The sequence below is a fragment of the Pseudoalteromonas shioyasakiensis genome (genome assembly GCF_022398475.1).
Taxonomy (GTDB): Bacteria; Pseudomonadota; Gammaproteobacteria; order Enterobacterales; family Alteromonadaceae; genus Pseudoalteromonas.
Window position 1 is genome coordinate 1 of sequence record NZ_JAKEVM010000095.1, and the last position, 17,543, is coordinate 17,543.

12 protein-coding genes are annotated in these 17,543 nt (G+C 41.1%); 1 reads left to right on the forward strand and 11 read right to left on the reverse strand.

The window, feature by feature from the left end; all coding sequences use genetic code 11:
* The first annotated feature begins 129 nt into the window (after window positions 1-129).
* The gene (locus tag L1D51_RS15085; protein ID WP_239964031.1) at window positions 130-438 is read left to right on the forward strand and encodes a hypothetical protein; all 309 of its coding nucleotides are present in this window, start codon (window positions 130-132) and stop codon (window positions 436-438) included.
* A gap of 2 nt (window positions 439-440) precedes the next feature.
* Here the strand turns inward: L1D51_RS15085 and rluF are convergent, their stop codons facing one another.
* From rluF to L1D51_RS15140, 11 genes are all read right to left on the reverse strand, one after another.
* Window positions 441-1,385 carry a 23S rRNA pseudouridine(2604) synthase RluF gene (rluF, locus tag L1D51_RS15090; RefSeq protein ID WP_239964032.1) on the reverse strand — a complete coding sequence of 315 codons (945 nt, stop codon included), beginning with the start codon at window positions 1,383-1,385 and terminating at the stop codon, window positions 441-443.
* A gap of 89 nt (window positions 1,386-1,474) precedes the next feature.
* Window positions 1,475-2,566: an ABC transporter substrate-binding protein gene (locus L1D51_RS15095; RefSeq protein ID WP_239964033.1), complete on the reverse strand. Its 1,092-nt coding sequence runs from the start codon at window positions 2,564-2,566 to the stop codon at window positions 1,475-1,477.
* 43 nt (window positions 2,567-2,609) lie between these two features.
* A complete protein-coding gene (locus L1D51_RS15100) occupies window positions 2,610-3,692 on the reverse strand; it encodes a DUF418 domain-containing protein (protein WP_095209757.1) in 1,083 nt (360 codons plus the stop codon).
* Between the two features lie 7 nt (window positions 3,693-3,699).
* A complete protein-coding gene (locus L1D51_RS15105) occupies window positions 3,700-4,914 on the reverse strand; it encodes an EAL and HDOD domain-containing protein (RefSeq protein ID WP_054562379.1) in 1,215 nt (404 codons plus the stop codon).
* 91 nt (window positions 4,915-5,005) lie between these two features.
* Window positions 5,006-6,544 (reverse strand): glycogen synthase, encoded by a 1,539-nt coding sequence (locus L1D51_RS15110; protein WP_239964034.1) that lies wholly within the window; start codon window positions 6,542-6,544, stop codon window positions 5,006-5,008.
* A 123-nt stretch (window positions 6,545-6,667) separates the two neighbouring features.
* On the reverse strand, window positions 6,668-7,969 hold the full coding sequence (gene glgC, locus L1D51_RS15115) for a glucose-1-phosphate adenylyltransferase (protein ID WP_054562381.1): 1,302 nt from the start codon (window positions 7,967-7,969) through the stop codon (window positions 6,668-6,670).
* 18 nt (window positions 7,970-7,987) lie between these two features.
* Window positions 7,988-10,510, reverse strand: coding sequence for a glycogen/starch/alpha-glucan phosphorylase (locus tag L1D51_RS15120; RefSeq protein ID WP_054562382.1), 2,523 nt, complete (start codon window positions 10,508-10,510; stop codon window positions 7,988-7,990).
* Complete coding sequence (glgX, locus tag L1D51_RS15125; RefSeq protein WP_055198819.1) at window positions 10,503-12,560, reverse strand: glycogen debranching protein GlgX; 2,058 nt, start codon at window positions 12,558-12,560, stop codon at window positions 10,503-10,505. The genes L1D51_RS15120 and glgX overlap by 8 nt, the downstream gene beginning before the upstream one ends.
* Window positions 12,550-14,787, reverse strand: coding sequence for a 1,4-alpha-glucan branching protein GlgB (glgB, locus tag L1D51_RS15130; RefSeq protein ID WP_239964035.1), 2,238 nt, complete (start codon window positions 14,785-14,787; stop codon window positions 12,550-12,552). The genes glgX and glgB overlap by 11 nt, the downstream gene beginning before the upstream one ends.
* A complete protein-coding gene (gene malQ, locus L1D51_RS15135; RefSeq protein ID WP_239964036.1) occupies window positions 14,787-16,763 on the reverse strand; it encodes a 4-alpha-glucanotransferase in 1,977 nt (658 codons plus the stop codon). The genes glgB and malQ overlap by 1 nt, the downstream gene beginning before the upstream one ends.
* An 8-nt stretch (window positions 16,764-16,771) precedes the next feature.
* Window positions 16,772-17,071: an isoamylase early set domain-containing protein gene (locus L1D51_RS15140; RefSeq protein WP_054562386.1), complete on the reverse strand. Its 300-nt coding sequence runs from the start codon at window positions 17,069-17,071 to the stop codon at window positions 16,772-16,774.
* Between the last annotated feature and the right edge of the window lie 472 nt (window positions 17,072-17,543).

Consider the following 17,543-nt stretch of genomic DNA (forward strand, 5'->3'; position numbering starts at 1 on the left):
TTTTAAGGTTCAGAAACCGGTAATTCTTATAACAAACCTTACCAGCCATAAAAAATCTGCAATTTTATTGACAATAACAATGTTTGAAATAGAGGATGATAAAACAAATACACCTATATCGGATACAAAATGAAATTGAAGAATATACTTTTCCTGTGTTGTTTACTGATGATTATACCAACTAAAGTGTTTGCTTGGGTAGAAAGTAAAAACGCTACAGTGGATAAAATAATACAATGGCAAGATGATGCACCAACTTATTTTATCTTGTCCTCTGGCGCAGTCTGCTTCATACCCGCTGACGAAAAAAGTATGTATACATTAATTTTAAGTCTGAAGGCTACCGGTAAAAAAGCGCAGTTTCACTGTTGGGACGACGAAAAAGTAACACAAGGAATTAGTGGCCATAGAATTCATAGGGTTATTGCTGATAGATAAGCTTACTTTTTCAGACTTAATGTGCCTGTGCGTTTGGTACTGCTACGCTTCGTTTGATTTGGTTTTGATGAATGTGAATTGCCAGCCTTTGCTCTTGATTGACCTTGCTTGGCATCACTGCGTGCTTTTTTCACGTATTTAGAAAAGTCGCGCTTTTTTTCTTCTTCATTACGTGGCTTTTGCTTAGCACGAGCTTGCGTTGGCTGTTTGTTTTCATCAATTGAACGCTCTTGTGTTTTACCTGAGTCGGCAATTGAGTTATTGATCTCAGCCATTTCTTGTTCGGTTAAGTGACGCCACTGCCCTACTTTTAAACCCTTTAGGGTCACGTTCATAATTCGTGTGCGCTTTAAAGTCACCACTTCATAGCCTAAATATTCGCACATGCGACGTATTTGGCGGTTTAAGCCTTGTGTTAGTACAATGGTAAATTGCTGTGGGCCAGTTTGCTTGACCTTACACTTTTTAGTAACGGTATCGAGGATAGGAATACCGTTTGCCATCTTACTCACGAACTGGCGATTAAGTGGCTTATCAACGGTCACTACGTATTCTTTTTCATGATTATTACCAGCGCGAAGAATTTTATTAACGATGTCGCCTTCGTTAGTTAAGAAAATTAAGCCTTCTGAAGGTCTATCTAAGCGTCCGATTGGGAAAATACGTTCTGGGTAATTAACTGCTTTAACAATATTGCTTTGGATTTTTCGCTCAGTCGTACAAGTAATACCAACTGGTTTGTTATAGGCAATATAAACCAGCTTAGGCTTTGCTTTTAAAGGTTTGCCATCTATAAGTACATCATCGGCGTCACTAACTTTTACGCCCATTTCTGGCAAGTTGCCGTTAACAGTAACACGACCTTCTTCAATATATTTATCTGCCTCACGGCGTGAACAAAAACCTGTTTCACTGATAAATTTATTTAATCGCTTTAACTCTGTCATGGCACACTTCTGTCTGGATTTTAAAGCCGCTAGTTTATACCAGAAGCCTTTACCAAGCTAGGTAGAATCTAGGCTCTTTCACTGCACTTTTAGTGTAGTGCTGCGTTTTTGGGCTTTTCGCTCAATAAACTATGTAGTGTATCAAAATCGAAAGCGTACTCAGTGCTTTTGCTGTTTTGCAGTAAGAAGGTTTCAAAAGGGATAACCGACCAGTCTTTGATGTTTCTTAGCCAGCTGTAACTTTGAATATTGTGCTTTGTGATCACCCCAAGCTGAAACTTAATCGCATCGTGATTTTGCCAATAAGGGTTACCATTATGATGATCGATAACGCTAATTAGTGCCCACGCTCCCATCATAAAATGCCCGCCAACACTGGCTGTGAGTTTTTGTTGTTCTATTAAGTCTAAATTATCATCAAGCCAATCAATGCCACCAATGAAATAGGCTTTATCTTTTTTACCTTTTACTGCTTCTAGGGCACCTTGCGCCATCAAATCAGACGCACACCAAATCACATTCGTATCTGGGTATCGTTGTAATAATCGGCTCACTTTATTCTCGGCTTCTTGCTTATTCCAACTGGCATACACAACTTGCTCAAGCTCAACATCTTGTTTTCGTAAATAATGAACAAGGCCGTCACTACGGGTGTCAGATTCAGTGCCATAATGGCCATTGATAGCGACAAAGTGAGGCGTTTGCTTTGTATTTATTGCCTCATCAAGTAAGGCTTTGCCAAGTTGTTCACCCGCTTTGAAGTTATCGTGAAATACTTCACCTAACCAATATTTAAAGCGCTGACGGGGTTTACCGACTTCGTCTCGCTCTACGCCAACAATCGTTTCTTCGAGAGTGATAAAATTTACTTTGTGTTGTTCAAGCAAGCTCATTGACTGCTCTGCGCCACCTGGGTAATTGATTAAAATTGCGTAATCAGGTTTAGGGTTATATTGCAGGTATTGTTTTAGTTCGGCTAATTGAATGTGGCGATTTCCACCACCATAAATTGTTGTGAGGGAAACATTATTTTGCTTGGCAGCAACCTGCATCACATCAGTCACTTTTTGCCAAAATACATCGCTTTTAACAGAGGAATTAACTAACAGCACAGAGAATTGCTCGCCAGCATAAAGTGGTGAACAGCAAAGCAATGTAAAAACCAACAAGCAAACTCGCATTACCACTCCGCTTTGTTTTTCTTTGATTGTAGTATACGAGGAATTATCTAGACAATTTCCGCCAAATTAATTCACACGGACCATGTGTAAAGTACTGACTATACACTTTACAAAAAAACAATTGAAAAACAAGCACAACAGCAATAACCAACCAATAATCTATGCGATCAAAATTAAGTGCTGCGCTTGGGTATGCGACTTTAAAAAACAGGATAAAAATCACTGTTTGCATTAGATATAGAGTTAATGACATGCGTCCAGCTTGCTGTAGCAGTAACCAGTTACTGGGGGAATTTTTAACTATTTTCACAATGATGTGGCAATAACAAATGGCCATAGCTAAAGCAGCAAGCCAATTAATCGGTTCAGCAATCGCGTACATGAATACACTTTGGTCAGGCTCTATCATCAACCTTAGAGCCGTAAAACTTATCGCTGCAGCAGTAATCAACTTAAGCTGAGAGTGTGTTAAACCTTTAACAAATACCCCTTGTTTATATAAATAAACGCCCACCAGCATTAACCCTGCAGCCATCCACATAGTGATAAGCGGCACAGCAATAAGCATTATTATAAAAATCAGAAAGTTACTGACGAATCCTGCAAAATAAGAAGAGTAAGCCGCGTCATACGCCATTAAAAAACTCTCAGAGCTTCTCGTTACAGGGCTAAACTCTGGCTCTATAAAGGAGAGTAAAAATGAAATGAAGGCACCAAGAAGTAAAAACAGCATGCCCATACGCAGTATTTTTTCGTCATATTGCTGACTAAATTTAAGCGTTAACCAGCCTGCACAAGCATAAATAAACAAAATATCGCCAGCCCAAAATAAAAAACCATGGGCAAGGCCTATACATGCCAAAACTTTTAGCCGCTTATGTTGCTTCTCGACGCTTTGCCAAAGTTGCCATTGAATAACTAAAGACGCACCGAATAACAGGCAAAAAAGGCTTCTAAAACGCCCATCAATAAACACTGTATTTATGGTGTGAATGAGTGAATCTGAAAATGGTGGCGTAGCACTTGGGGTATAGTCATACTCAAACACAGCAAAGGTGTAGATGTTCATAAACATCAAGCCGAGTACCGCAATACCCCGTAAAACATCCATATTTATATTGCGCATAAATCCCTTATAGGTTTTGCCTGCAGCTATCGCTCCAATTTACCGCATTTTCGTATATCTTGGGAAGGTCAGCACTTTCAATACTTAAATAGGCAACAGCCTGTTCAAGTGCCCACCAACTGCCAGTTTCGTAAGCTTTGACAGTTTCTAGTATGTAATAGAGGATATTTTTTTCTTGCATGAGAGCAGCATGAATTTCGTCAGGAAACGGCAATCGATCCAATAGCTTTTCCATTGGCTGATCTAATATGGCATCGAGCAACGAAAACAGTCCCGTTAAAAATGCCTCACCTGTTTGTTGCTTAGCAACACGCTGCGCTATTAATTCGCAAAAGCGCGCTCTAACAACACAAAGCCGAGTAAGCTCGGCTGGTTTTGACTGGGCACTGTGGGCAGTAATAATTAGGCTAACAAACTTTTTCAGTCGTTCATGGCCTAAATATACAAGCGCTTGTTTTAGAGAACCAATTTTGCTTTTAATAGGAAACACGCCGCTATTAATTAAGCGCAGCAATTTATAAGCAAGTGCGGTATCTAACGAGAACAAGCCCGCAATTTCACTTATATTTGGATCTGGGCGCATGACTTCAGCATAAATTGATAATACCAGCGCGTAGTTGTAATCAATATCGCGATGCTGAATCATTTTGGGTTTAGCAAAGAAATAACCTTGAAAGAAATCAAAGCCCATTTTATAGGCTTTGTCGTAATCATCGGCTGTTTCAAGCTTTTCTGCCAAAAGCTTTATTTTTTTATGTTTTTTAAGCTTATTTACAACAGGGGCAATTTCTTCAAAGGGTGTTTGTTGAACATCAAACTTGATAAGACGAATAAGTTTTAAAAAGCGATCCCACTCAGGTTGGTAGACAAAATCATCCAGTGCCAACTTGTAGTTGTTGTGAAAAAGCTCGCGACAATATTCGTAATTTTCGTCGGTAGGTTCCATAGTTTCGAGTAACTCAATCACCACATCTTGAGTTGGCAAAAACGCGCAAAGGTCCAGCTTCAAAGACTCTGGACCTATATTAATTAATGCTTTTTTGCCCGACGTAATATGTCGGGTACCTAAATTGAGCTGGTTTTCCATAATGAGTCGAGCCGTTGCCGTACTCTCTGACACATCAGGAAAACTATTTTTTAAACTATCTCTAAATAGTAGCTCATAGGCGACAACTTGTTGACGACGATTAAAGACCGCTTGCCTAGCAACAAATACAGCCACTTTACCTACTTTTTATATTTTATCTCACACTAAGTAATTAATAGCTGAAATTGACAAAAAAGTCACTTAATTACCATGAATCACGCATTTTTTATTGATATAAGCCTGATAAATAGCCTTCTGCAACGGATTGCCACGTAAAACGGGTATTTTCAGCCTGTTCACATATTGCACACCACTGTTCTGGTTGTGATTTTTTAAGCTCAAGCGCATCGCTAAAACTAGTAACAAGTTCGTAGCTTTGTGATGCTAAACTCTCACCTTGGAAACTAAAACCACTCACATGATGCTCTACCGTATCACGCAAACCGCCAACACCGTGGACTAAACATGGCTGACCTGCTCGCATTGCTAACATCTGACTGATACCACATGGCTCAAACGAACTTGGCATTAAAAATAAATCGCCTAAGTGATACATATATTCGCCAACAAAATGTGCGTACCCTTTTAAAAATAGCAGGTTTTCTTGGCGAGCCATAACCGATGTCATAATTTGCTCAAGTTCAGCATCCCCTGAGCCTAAAATAATCATATAGCCGTTATGTTGTTTTAAGCGCTGACACAACTCATCTAACACCAGTCCTTTATCAAAAGGCTGGCGAAGTAACAGTGCTTTTTGGTCCGTTAAACGGCCCACACTGGTTACTAATGGCCCTGAAAACGGCTGAGTTTTAAATTTAAGTAAGCGTTGATGCGCGATGTAATAGCTTGAATCTAAAACCGGACTTTTTGCCATCCATTGAAATAATGCATTTTCGGCATGTTGATAAAGGCTCGCTAAACTAATGTCCTCAAGCTTCATTCCAGGGTATTCGCAACCATTAAGAATGCCCACTACGCGGCCTTGTTCATAAGCAGCTTGTAGGTCAGCTTCAAGCCCTTCACCACCAAAGAAGCCTTTTTCTGCATCACTAGGGCGCAATACTTCTTGGCAATACGTTGGCGAAACGAGGTGTACTTTATCAACCAGATTAATTGCTGTACGCATTGGATTAAAGCAATCAAAATAACGCGGATCGCATAATCGTTCGCCGTTATAACCTAAGCTTGGGAACCACGCTTCTAGGCTTGAGCTATCGCCTTTAAAAGGACGTATCCCTTGCAATGCAAGGTTATGTACTGTGTAAGCTAAAAATAAGTACGATAGTTTCTTATAACGGCTGTCTGTTTTTAGTAATAGAGCAACACAGGCACTGTGCCAGTCATGTAAATGCACAACATCCGGCGTGCGGATAAGCCCTTGTAATAAGGCCTCGCAAACTGCAGCGTTGAAAAGAGCAAACTTACTTGCATCGGTTGCAAATGGGCGGCCTGGTTCATCATTACAATAAACAGCACCATTATGGCGGCTAAATTCCCAATGAGATATAAGTAGTTGCGTTACACCTTCATCACTTTGAGCGAGCTTCCACACATCCAGTTTTTGCATTTGACCTGCAAATGGCACATGTACTACACCTATGTGATGACGCTCTAAATAATCAAAGCCATAATCAGGGATCACCACATCAACAGTAAGGCCTTTTTCTACTAACGCTTTAGGACAATCTCTAACAACATCCGCTACACCACCGACTTTTGCATTCGGTAATGCATCATTCTCTGCAGCTACCATCAATACATGCATGCTTTGCAGTACTCCATAAAACTGTTATACCAATCAGCAATAATACTTAATTAAGCGAATTGGTATTATTCAAATATAAATAAGGGAGGGACATGCCCTCCCTTTTTCATTTAACGCGATTGCTTAAGCAAGTCGTTTATTATCTTGTTCTTGTTGTTTTAACTTTTTTGCAAGTTCATTCAACATATCACGAGTTACCAACACAATCCCTTTTTTCGAGACTCTAAAGCCATTTTCTTTGTCAGCTTTGTGATCGTAGCCAATTTCTAGACCTGCTGGGATCTCACAATTACGGTCAATAATAGCACGCCTAATTCGGCAATTTCGCTGTATTTTCGCACCAGGTAAAATCACAGACTCTTCAATTTCACAGAATGAGTGAACATATACATTCGAGAACAGCAGTGACTTTTTAACTTTAGAGCCAGAGATAATACAGCCACCCGAAACTGTTGAATCAACAGCCATTCCACGTCTGTCATCATCATCAAAAATAAACTTAGCAGGTGGTAACTGCTCCTGATAAGTCCAGATTGGCCATTTTGGATCATAAAGGTCAAGCTGAGGCTCTGGCATTACCAGCTCCATGTTAGCTTCCCAGAATGAATCAAGCGTACCCACATCGCGCCAGTATGGTTGACCATCTGTATTAGAGTCTCTAAACGGATATGCAAACACGTTATGCTCTTCGATGATAGCTGGGATGATATCGTGACCGAAATCACGGCCTGAGCCTTCCGTTTCTGCGTCTTTTTTCAATTGTTCAAATAAGAACTCAGTATTGAAAATATAGTTACCCATTGATGCTAAGCAGGTTCCTGGTTTACCCGGTACAGACGTTGGCTCAGCAGGCTTTTCATCAAAACGACGGACACGATTACTTTCATCAACCGTCATTACACCAAATGTATCTGCAGCTTCTTCGCAAGGTACTTCAATACAACAAACCGTCATATCAGCACCTGTCTCAACATGTTTTGCTAACAAACCGCCGTAGTCCATACAATATACGTGGTCACCAGAGAGGATCATGACATACTTAGGCAGTTCATGACGGATGATATCCATATTTTGGAATACCGCATCAGCTGTACCACAATACCACTCGTCACCATATCGCTGAGATGCAGGTAAAATCTCTACAGATTCACCCAATTCTTTCTTAAAGTGACCCCATGCACGGTTTACGTGACGAATTAACGAGTGCGACTTATATTGAGTAGCAATACCAACTCGACGAATACCTGAATTAATACAATTCGACAATGGAAAGTCGATTATTCGGTGTTTACCACCAAAATAGACTGCTGGTTTAGCACGCCAGTCTGTTAATTCATGTAAACGTGAGCCACGTCCACCGGCAAGAATTAGGGCATACGTTTCTCTGGTTAAACTACTTATGTATCGGTTTGCATAACTTGGCATAACTCTCTCCGTCTTAAGCTAGCTGCTTTTCTTCTGTGTGTTTTGCTGTGCACTAGTGTCCAGTAATGGCTCCAAATGCCAGATATCTTCACTGTATTGACTAATGGTTCTATCGCTCGAAAACATGCCACTGGCTGCAGTATTCAAAATACTCATTTTGGTCCAGTGAGCAGTATCTAAGTAGGCTTGTTCAACTTGCTCTTGCGCTTCTACAAAGCTGGCAAAATCATGAGCAACTAACCATGGATCGTGCGGGCTCTTAATCGCCGCAATAATGTCGTCAAATAAATTAGGCTCAAACAAATTGAAGTGACCGCTCTCAAGTAATTGCATTACTTTATAGAGGCTGTCAGTTTGGTGAATAATCTGCTCAGGATTATAGTGCGCTTTGATATCATCAATTTGCTCTGCACGTGCACCAAATAAGAAGAAGTTGTCAGCACCCACAGCATCACGAATTTCGATGTTAGCGCCATCTAACGTACCTATAGTCAATGCGCCGTTCATCATGAACTTCATGTTACCTGTGCCAGATGCTTCTTTACCTGCTGTAGAAATTTGCTCAGATAAATCCGTCGCTGGGCAAATAGTTTCCATTGCTGTCACGTTGTAATTAGGTAAAAAAGCAACTCTTAAATACGGTTTAGCAAGCGGATCTTTGTTGATCACTTCTGCTACGTTATTAATTAATTTAATAATTTTCTTCGCCATGTAGTAACCTGGTGCAGCTTTGCCGCCCAATAGCACACAACGAGGAACAATGTTTGCTGTATCGCCTTGGCGAATACGGTCGTAAAGGTGAATAACGTGCAATACGTTTAATAGCTGACGTTTATATTCGTGAATACGTTTCACTTGCACGTCAAACATCATTTCGGCATCAAACTCTACGCCACAGCGGTTTTTCACTAACTCAACAAGGCGTTGCTTATTGCTGTGTTTTACAGCTTGCCATTGTTTATGGAATTTAGGGTCGTCATATAAACGACGTACCTGACTAACTTTACTAAAGTCTGCAACCCATTCATCACCAATATGTTGATTAAGCAGTTTAGCCAACTCAGGATTACAATGTGCTAACCAACGACGAGGTGTTACACCATTGGTTTTGTTGTTAAACTTCTCTGGCCATAGCTGATAAAACTCATTGAATAGGCCCGCTTTAAGTAGCTCAGTGTGAAGTGCAGCTACACCATTCACCGAATAGCTACCAACAATCGCTAAATATGCCATGCGAATTTGTGGCTCAGGGCCTTCTTCGATAAGCGACAGCGCACGTTGTTTTTCAACATCACCTGGCCACGCTAACGCAACTTCAGCTAAGAAACGCGCATTGATTTCGTAGATTATTTCTAAGATACGCGGTAATAATCGGGCAAATAAAGATACTGACCACTTCTCTAATGCTTCAGGAAGTAAAGTGTGGTTTGTATAAGCCATGGTCTTAGTCGTGATAGACCACGCTTCTTGCCAATCTAGCTCATACTCATCAACCAAAATACGCATAAGCTCAGCGACAGCAATACTTGGGTGCGTATCGTTTAATTGAAAAACATGGTAATCAGCAAAATCAGAGAAGTCTTCGCCATGTTTGCTAACCCAAGTGTCAATGATGTCTTGTAAACTCGCTGATGATAAGAAGTACTGCTGACGTAAACGCAGTTCTTTACCATTCTCACTGCTGTCATTCGGGTAAAGAACCATGGTAATTTGTTCAGCTAAGTTTTTACGCGCTACTGCTTCTGAGTAACTACCCGCATTGAATTCGCTCAAATCAAATTCGTCTGTTGCTTCTGATTTCCATAAACGTAAGGTATTTACAATATCATTCTTGTAACCCGGAATTGGCACATCATAAGGCACAGCTAAAACATCATGAGAATCTAGCCATTGACGGTGCTCACGACCATATTTATCAGTATAGCTTTCAACATGACCAAAGAATTTTACGCGCTTTGATTGCTCAGGTGCACTTAGTTCCCACGGGTGTCCTTCACGTAGCCAGTTATCTGGTTGTTCAATTTGATGACCATTTTCAATAGCTTGATTAAACATGCCGTATTCATAGCGAATACCATAACCAACCACAGGTAATGCAAGGCTTGCACAGCTATCTAAGAAGCATGCAGCTAAGCGCCCTAAACCACCATTACCAAGGCCTGCATCATGCTCAGCCTCAGCAACTTGCTCGAGCTCTGTGCAGTATTCTTGTAACGCTTTAGCGACTTGCTCATCTAAGTCTAAGTTCAAAATCGCATTGCCAAGTGCACGCCCCATTAAAAACTCAAGTGATAAGTAAGCTGTTTTACGGCGTTTTTGTTCATGGATTTGCTGTTTGGTCACACGGCAACGAGCAACTAATCGGTCACGAATAGTTAATGCTAATGCATGGTATAAATACAGTTGTGATTTACCCACTTTGTCACGCCCAAGGGTGTAATAAAAATGGCGTGATAAGTCATCATCTAGCGTACTTTCATCAACTGTAGGCGCATCCTGCCAGCCCTTTACAATACATACTTGATCGGCATTTTTAGCCATGATTTAGATCCTCTGAATTGGCGGTAAAAACCCAGCTGCTCATTGCAGCAATCTGGTGTTCCTTATCAACAAATTGTGTTGACATAGGATGAATGCTGGTCAGTGCTAACTGCCACTTTCCTTTTTCTAAACTAGGAAGTTGGCAAGTTACCGGCTCTGCTCCTGCATTTAATATGATCAATAAAGCTTGATTTGTATGCTTGTCGGTCAGGCTGTATATCAACACTTGGCGATCACCTTGATGCCAATCGTCTTGTTGCATATTGGAGCCTGATTCGGTGAACCACGCGACTTCATAACGCGGGTCATTATCGTGAACAAAAAAGCGATGTTTAAAAATACTGAACTGCTTGCGAATGCGCAGAACATCGTCAATAAATCGAGTTAAAGGATGACTGAATTGTGAGTCTTTCCATGCAAGCCAGCTTGTGCGATTATTTTGACAATAGGCGTTATTGTTACCGCCTTGTGAGTGTGCCATTTCGCTTCCTAATGAGAGCATAGGCACGCCTTTAGAAAGTAACAAAGTTAACAGCATATTTTTTTGTTGTTGTAAGCGTAATTTGCTCACTTGTGGATCGTTGGTAAACCCTTCGACACCACAATTGAATGAGTGATTGCCACTGTGGCCATCACGATTTTGCTCACCATTAGCTTCGTTGTGTTTATGCTCGTAGCTAACTAAATCAGCCAGCGTGAAGCCATCATGGCTGGTGATAAAGTTAATACTGTTAAGTGGCCCACGTAGGTTGTGCTCAAACAAGTCAAACGAACCATGTAAACGTTTTGCAAGCTCGCCAATTACGCCCTGCTCTTGTTTCCAAAAGCGTCTTATCGTATCGCGATACTTATCATTCCATTCACGCCAAGGCGCAGGAAAAGCTCCTAATTGGTAACCACCTGGGCCAATATCCCACGGCTCTGCAATCAGTTTAACTTGGCTTAGTACTGGGTCTTGATTAATAGCTTGGAAAAACGCATGTGCCTGATTAAAGCCATTTGGGTTACGCGCTAAAATGGTTGCTAAGTCAAAACGAAAGCCATCGACCCCCATCACTTCAACCCAATAACGCAAGCTATCAAGTACCAGCTGTAAAGAGCGAGGCGAATCAATATTTACGGTGTTACCACAGCCAGTATCATTAATATAATGCTGGGGTTTATCAGCAACGGTGCGGTAGTAACCTAGATTGTCTAAGCCACGTAGCGACAAGATAGGTCCATCTGTGCCCGCCTCTGCTGTGTGGTTATAGACCACGTCGAGTATTACTTCGATATCTGCTTTGTGAAGCGCCGCCACCATTTCTTGAAACTCGCTAATATCATCATTAACCAGATACTCTTTATGCGGTGTAAAGAAATTAAGTGTGTTATAGCCCCAGTAGTTTTGTAAGCCTTTGGCTGTTAAAAACTGCTCACTGATAAAAGCATGAACGGGTAATAACTCTAAGCAAGTCACACCAATAGTACGTAAATGTTCTATAAAACTAGGGTGGCTTAAACCTAAAAACTTACCTTGTAACGGTTTTGGGATCTCAGGGTGGCGGCAGGTTGCACCAACCACATGACACTCATAAATTACCGTTTTTCCCCAGCAGTGATTCGGTTTTTTACCTGTGTAAGGTGCCAGTTCACGGACTCGTGATTTTGGCATATCAATGGCATTATTAACCTGACTTAACTTTCCTACAGGCATTTGCCCATAGTGACGTTCACTCCAAGTAAACTCACCATACAAATCTCGGGCATACGGGTCTAACAGCAATTTGTGATTATTAAAAAATAGTCCTTTTTCGGGTGCGTACTCACCATCAGCGCGAAAGCCATACAAGGCGCCACTTTTCAAAGGGCTCACTTTCAGTGTCCAGATGCCACCTTCGTTCATATGCATCGCAAGGGTAAGAACTTCTGAATGACCGCTGCTATCAAATAAGCACAGAGACATATGTTGTGCTTGTGGTGCGTACACAGCAAAGTTTACGCCCTCACCAACAACAGACGCCCCTAAAGGTGAGCTCACACCGACTTCTAGTTCGACACTATGACTCATCGCTCACCTTCTTAAGGTAAATTGTCGCAAGGCCAGGCAAAGACACACTAATACTTTGATTAAAGCCATGGCTTTCTTTCGCTTGGCTTACAATTATTTGCTCTGCATGATTAGTTGCTTCAACGCCGGAACCAAAATAATCCTCTTTGTCGGTATTCAAAATAACTTGATAGGTACCAGCTTTTGGCACACCAATCACGTAGTCGTGATACACCTGCGGCGTTAAATTACAGATCACCACCACAAAGTCTTCAGCTTTTTTTGCATAGCGAATAAAGCTAAACATACTTTGCTCAGCATTATTGCTATCAAGCCACGCAAAACCCGCAGGGCTTGTATCCTGCTCGTATAAAGCTGGCGTGCTAGTGTATACAGCATTTAAATCTTTAATCGTTTGCTGCATGCCTCTGTGGCTAATGTGTTCAAGTAAATGCCAATCAAGCGATTGGTCGTGATTCCACTCTTTACGCTGGGCGATTTCTGCCCCCATAAACAATAATTTTTTACCTGGATGCGCCCACATAAAGGCATAATATGCACGTAAGTTCGCAAACTTTTGCCAGTCATCCCCTGGCATTTTTTCAATTAATGAGCCTTTACCATGCACCACTTCATCGTGGCTAAGCGGTAGAATGTAGTTCTCGCTGTAGGCGTAAACCATTGAAAACGTCATTTCATGGTGGTGATGCGAACGGTAAATTGAATCGCGCTGCATATAATGCAAACTGTCGTTCATCCAGCCCATGTTCCACTTATAACCAAAACCTAAACCATCATGGTCAACTTGGCGCGTAACACCTGGCCATGCTGTTGACTCTTCGGCCACCATCATAATGCCCGGATTTTTTGCATAGCAGCGCATATTGACTTGTTTTAAGCACTCAATGGCGCCTAAATTTTCTCTGCCACCGAATTGATTTGCAACCCATTGCCCTTCTTCACGGCTATAGTCTAGATAAAGCATTGAGGCAACCGCATCCACGCGCAAACCATCAATGCCAAATTCATGCAACCAGTACATTGCATTCGCAATTAGGAAGCTACGAACCTCTGCGCGGTCATAATTGTAAATATAGGTATTCCAATCAGGGTGAAAACCTTGTCTAACATCGGCATGTTCGTATAAATGGGTGCCATCAAAGCGATGTAAACCGTGAGGATCACTTGGGAAATGACCAGGTACCCAGTCCAGTATGAGACCAATATCTGCTTCGTGACATTGCTCGACAAAGTAAACAAAATCTTCAAAGCTGCCATAGCGACTGGTTGGGGCAAACAATCCAACAGGTTGATAACCCCAAGAACCATCAAATGGGTACTCGCTGATTGGCATTAATTGTAGGTGCGTAAAACCGAGCTCTTTTGTGTAAGGAATAAGATTATCAGCAAGTTCACGCCATGTGAGATAGCGCTCGCCATCATCTCGTCTTTGCCAAGAACCCGCATGCACTTCATAAATACTAACAGGCGCATCAATACTGTTTCGTTTTGCACGATTTGCTAACGCCTTTTCAGAAAGCTGAATACCTGTTTTTAGCTTTTGTAGCACTGACGCCGTACCCGGTGCTTGTTGCATCTTAAACGCAAATGGATCGGCTTTATCAAGCACATCTCCTGTTAGAGTGGTGATAGCAAATTTATAGCATTGATGCTCTTTAAGCCCAGGAATAAATAACTCCCATACCCCACTGGCAGGATGAAAACGCATAAAATGACGATTACGCTGCCAATAGTTAAATTCACCAATAACCGATACACTACTGGCATTCGGCGCCCACACTGTAAAGCGAACACCATCAACGCCTTGTTGAGTCACAAAATGTGCACCAAAATGTTGATACGCATGCTCTAAACTGCCTTCATTAAACAGATACATTGCCTGTTCATCTAAGCTGCTTTCAAAGCTGTACTCATCGTATTGTTGATGAGTAAATTCATTGCTATAGCTAACATCTAGCTGGTAGTCAGGCTTAGTTTTTGATTTGATATTTGCGATAAATAAATGACTATCACCTTGTTGCTGCGCAACGATTTTTTCTTTGCCAAGCAGAATCGAAACACTGCTTGCGCCAGGCAAAAAGCAACGAATTTCATAGCTTGTAGGGCCACTTTTATGCGCCCCAAGAAAGCTGAAAGGATCTCTAAAACAACCACTGGCTAATGCATCGATTTGTTTTTGATAAATAACAGGTTGTGCACTTTGCTCTTGACGAACACGACTTCGCATTATTGATTCCTTATCGAAATTAAATTGGCTAAGAATGACTGTTGCGCTTCGATAATCTGCGCCGCTGGACGCGACAATAAACGCCGCCAATTTGGGTACTCTTTATCAGTACCGGGGATATTTACAGGCAGTATTTGCTGATCTAAGTCATCTATTTGAATAGTAAATAGCTTTGCTGGTGCTGCCGCTAATGAGGATGCCAACGCTTCATAAACCGTAAAGGCATCTGTTTCTAACGATAAATGCTGATTTGACTCTCGTGCTATAAAATTAAGCATACGATGCTTTTCAATGTTTCTCGCATCGAATTGAGCCCGAGTTTGCTCATCATCAAGCAAACCATATTGTTGTTTAATCATAATATCATGGCCAATCCACCAGCCTTTGAATGGTGGTACGTCATGGTTGGCTATCATTAAAAGACTATGAGGAGCAAAATGCTCAGCCGCTAAAAACTCACCTTGGTGATCCTTTTCAAAGTAGAACAACCCGTTTGAATAGATTGCACTTGCTTTTAATGCTTCACGCACTTCATTAGGTACCACGCCTAAATCTTCGCCAATAACCACACATTGATTGAGGTGAGATTCAATCTTTAGAATTGCTAATAGTTGTTCAAAGGGATAATAGACATAACAACCATCTTGCTGGGAATTATTTTCAAAACACCACCAAAGTCGGCGTATCGCCATAACGTGGTCAATTCTAAGACCACCAACATCTTCCATATTGGCGCGGATAAGTGAGCGATAAAACGCAAAATTGTCTTTACTTAACTTCTGTGGATTAAGTGCCGGCAAGCCCCAATTCTGACCATGTTCAGCCCAAGGGTCTGGCGGAGCTCCAACATGTGCATTTTCGGCAAATAATTCATTTTGGCTCTTGAACTCACTGCCATCACCTGCACAGCCAACGGCTAAGTCATTAATAAGGCCAATTGCCATACCACTGTCACGGGCAGCTTGCTGGCAGATATTTAATTGAAGGTGAGCTTGCCATTGTAAATAGTTAGCATAATCACGGTCCCCAACCAACATGGTCGACAGGCTGTGTTTATGGGTTTCACAAAAACGAGTGAACTGCTGTTTTCGCTCTGCTGAGCCAAATTCACAAAAGTGTTTATATAAACAGCTAAACACTTGATATTTAAAGTCACTAACTGATGTATAATCAATGTAAGTCGCATCGGTTTGCGGTTTATCCGCTAACAATTTAATAAGTGCATTATTATTTCTTGCGTCTTCGCATAATGACACTGCAATATACAGCGGGTTCAATAACGCTCGGCTATTTGGACTATAGGGACTCGCCCTCTCTGGGCTGTGTTCAAACAGTAAATGAAGTGGATTAAGCAACACATAATCCATGTTTTTAGTCGCGGCTGCTTTAATAAGCTTTGTTAAGTCAGCGAAGTCACCAATTCCTAACCCCTCTTCATTGCATAAGCTATAAAGCTGAATGGATAAGCCCAAACGCTTTTTGTCATCAATAGAGAAGCTTTCTTTAGGTGTGATCCATAGCTGACTGTGAGATTGCTGATCTGCCACAGTAATGAGTGCATCATGATAACCAATTGGCATTTCAGGAACTGGCAATGCAAGCTCAAGATAACGAATACCGTTTAGACCATAATCACCAAGAATAGCTAAACCTTGTAAGTTTTCACAAGTAAAGTGAATATCAAGCGAAGGCACGCTTAGAGTACATGAGCGTGATAATAAACGCTCATCAACGCGTACTTTCAAAATTGGGTGGTGTGCCTCAATAATGCTTGTATGAGGCAACAAATTCAGCCATGTACCTGCATCTAATGCAAAATTAAGTTGGTTAATTGCATCAGTATCCTGAGTATCTACACCACAACAACTAAGTGCCTGCATGCGTGTACTTTCATCGAAAATAACATGCTCACCAGTGTATTTAGTATATTCATAGCCTATGCCATGCAGGTAATATAACTGCGAAAGTGACTGCATCAAAACACCTAAGCGCGTTGGGTATTAACAATGCTGTTATCAGTACCAAAACCGTTAGGAATATAACCATCTGCTTGGTGGTCATTGTCCCATGTTTCGCCATTGATTAAGTAACGGAAGTGAAATTCTTGATCTAGCGGTAAGCGCTGCTTGCATTTGAATACTTGTTCTTTTTTATTAAACTTCATTGGCACTGGCTGCCAATCTGTAAACTCTGCAACTAATTGCACATCATCAGCGTCAGGGTGTTGGAATTCAAAGGTAACTTCTGTTTCGTCTTTAGTTTTAAAAAAACGTTTACTTAGCATAGTGGGCTCCAATTCAACCAATTGGTAAATTAATCCTTGCCACAGTACCGCATTCGACGACTCATTCAGCGGAAGCTGTGCGTTTCAGGTTTCTTAACTTGCTTACTAAAACATCAAGTTTGTATCTAGTAAACCAAACCTATATTTACGCATTATGACAGTGCATCTGTATGTTTTTCGCACCACCATAGTGCATAAAACACACAAAAACTACAACAATCATATTGCTGTATTATTACGAGCAATAACTGAACCAAGTTGATAATAAAATATACTTTATTTTCAGTACCTTTTTTATCAACCTTATTCGCAACTTATAAAAAGTAGATAACAATTTAGATTGGGTAAAGTGAATAAAATTGAAGTGGAAAGTTAGAGCAATCATACTAAAATAAACACTACTTCTTTCGTCAAAAATACACTGTCAACTATTTATAATAACAAGACAAAACAGATTTACATCGTATAGCCC

Bases quoted from the DNA above. Each gene is read 5' to 3' on its own strand.
- L1D51_RS15085 (WP_239964031.1), top strand. From the start codon at position 130: ATGAAATTGAAGAATATACTTTTCCTGTGTTGTTTACTGATGATTATA.
- rluF (WP_239964032.1), bottom strand. From the start codon at position 1,385: ATGACAGAGTTAAAGCGATTAAATAAATTTATCAGTGAAACAGGTTTT.
- glgB (WP_239964035.1), bottom strand. From the start codon at position 14,787: ATGCGAAGTCGTGTTCGTCAAGAGCAAAGTGCACAACCTGTTATTTAT.
- L1D51_RS15095 (WP_239964033.1), bottom strand. From the start codon at position 2,566: ATGCGAGTTTGCTTGTTGGTTTTTACATTGCTTTGCTGTTCACCACTT.
- malQ (WP_239964036.1), bottom strand. From the start codon at position 16,763: ATGCAGTCACTTTCGCAGTTATATTACCTGCATGGCATAGGCTATGAA.
- L1D51_RS15120 (WP_054562382.1), bottom strand. From the start codon at position 10,510: ATGGCTAAAAATGCCGATCAAGTATGTATTGTAAAGGGCTGGCAGGAT.
- L1D51_RS15110 (WP_239964034.1), bottom strand. From the start codon at position 6,544: ATGCATGTATTGATGGTAGCTGCAGAGAATGATGCATTACCGAATGCA.
- L1D51_RS15100 (WP_095209757.1), bottom strand. From the start codon at position 3,692: ATGCGCAATATAAATATGGATGTTTTACGGGGTATTGCGGTACTCGGC.
- glgC (WP_054562381.1), bottom strand. From the start codon at position 7,969: ATGCCAAGTTATGCAAACCGATACATAAGTAGTTTAACCAGAGAAACG.
- glgX (WP_055198819.1), bottom strand. From the start codon at position 12,560: ATGAGTCATAGTGTCGAACTAGAAGTCGGTGTGAGCTCACCTTTAGGG.
- L1D51_RS15140 (WP_054562386.1), bottom strand. From the start codon at position 17,071: ATGCTAAGTAAACGTTTTTTTAAAACTAAAGACGAAACAGAAGTTACC.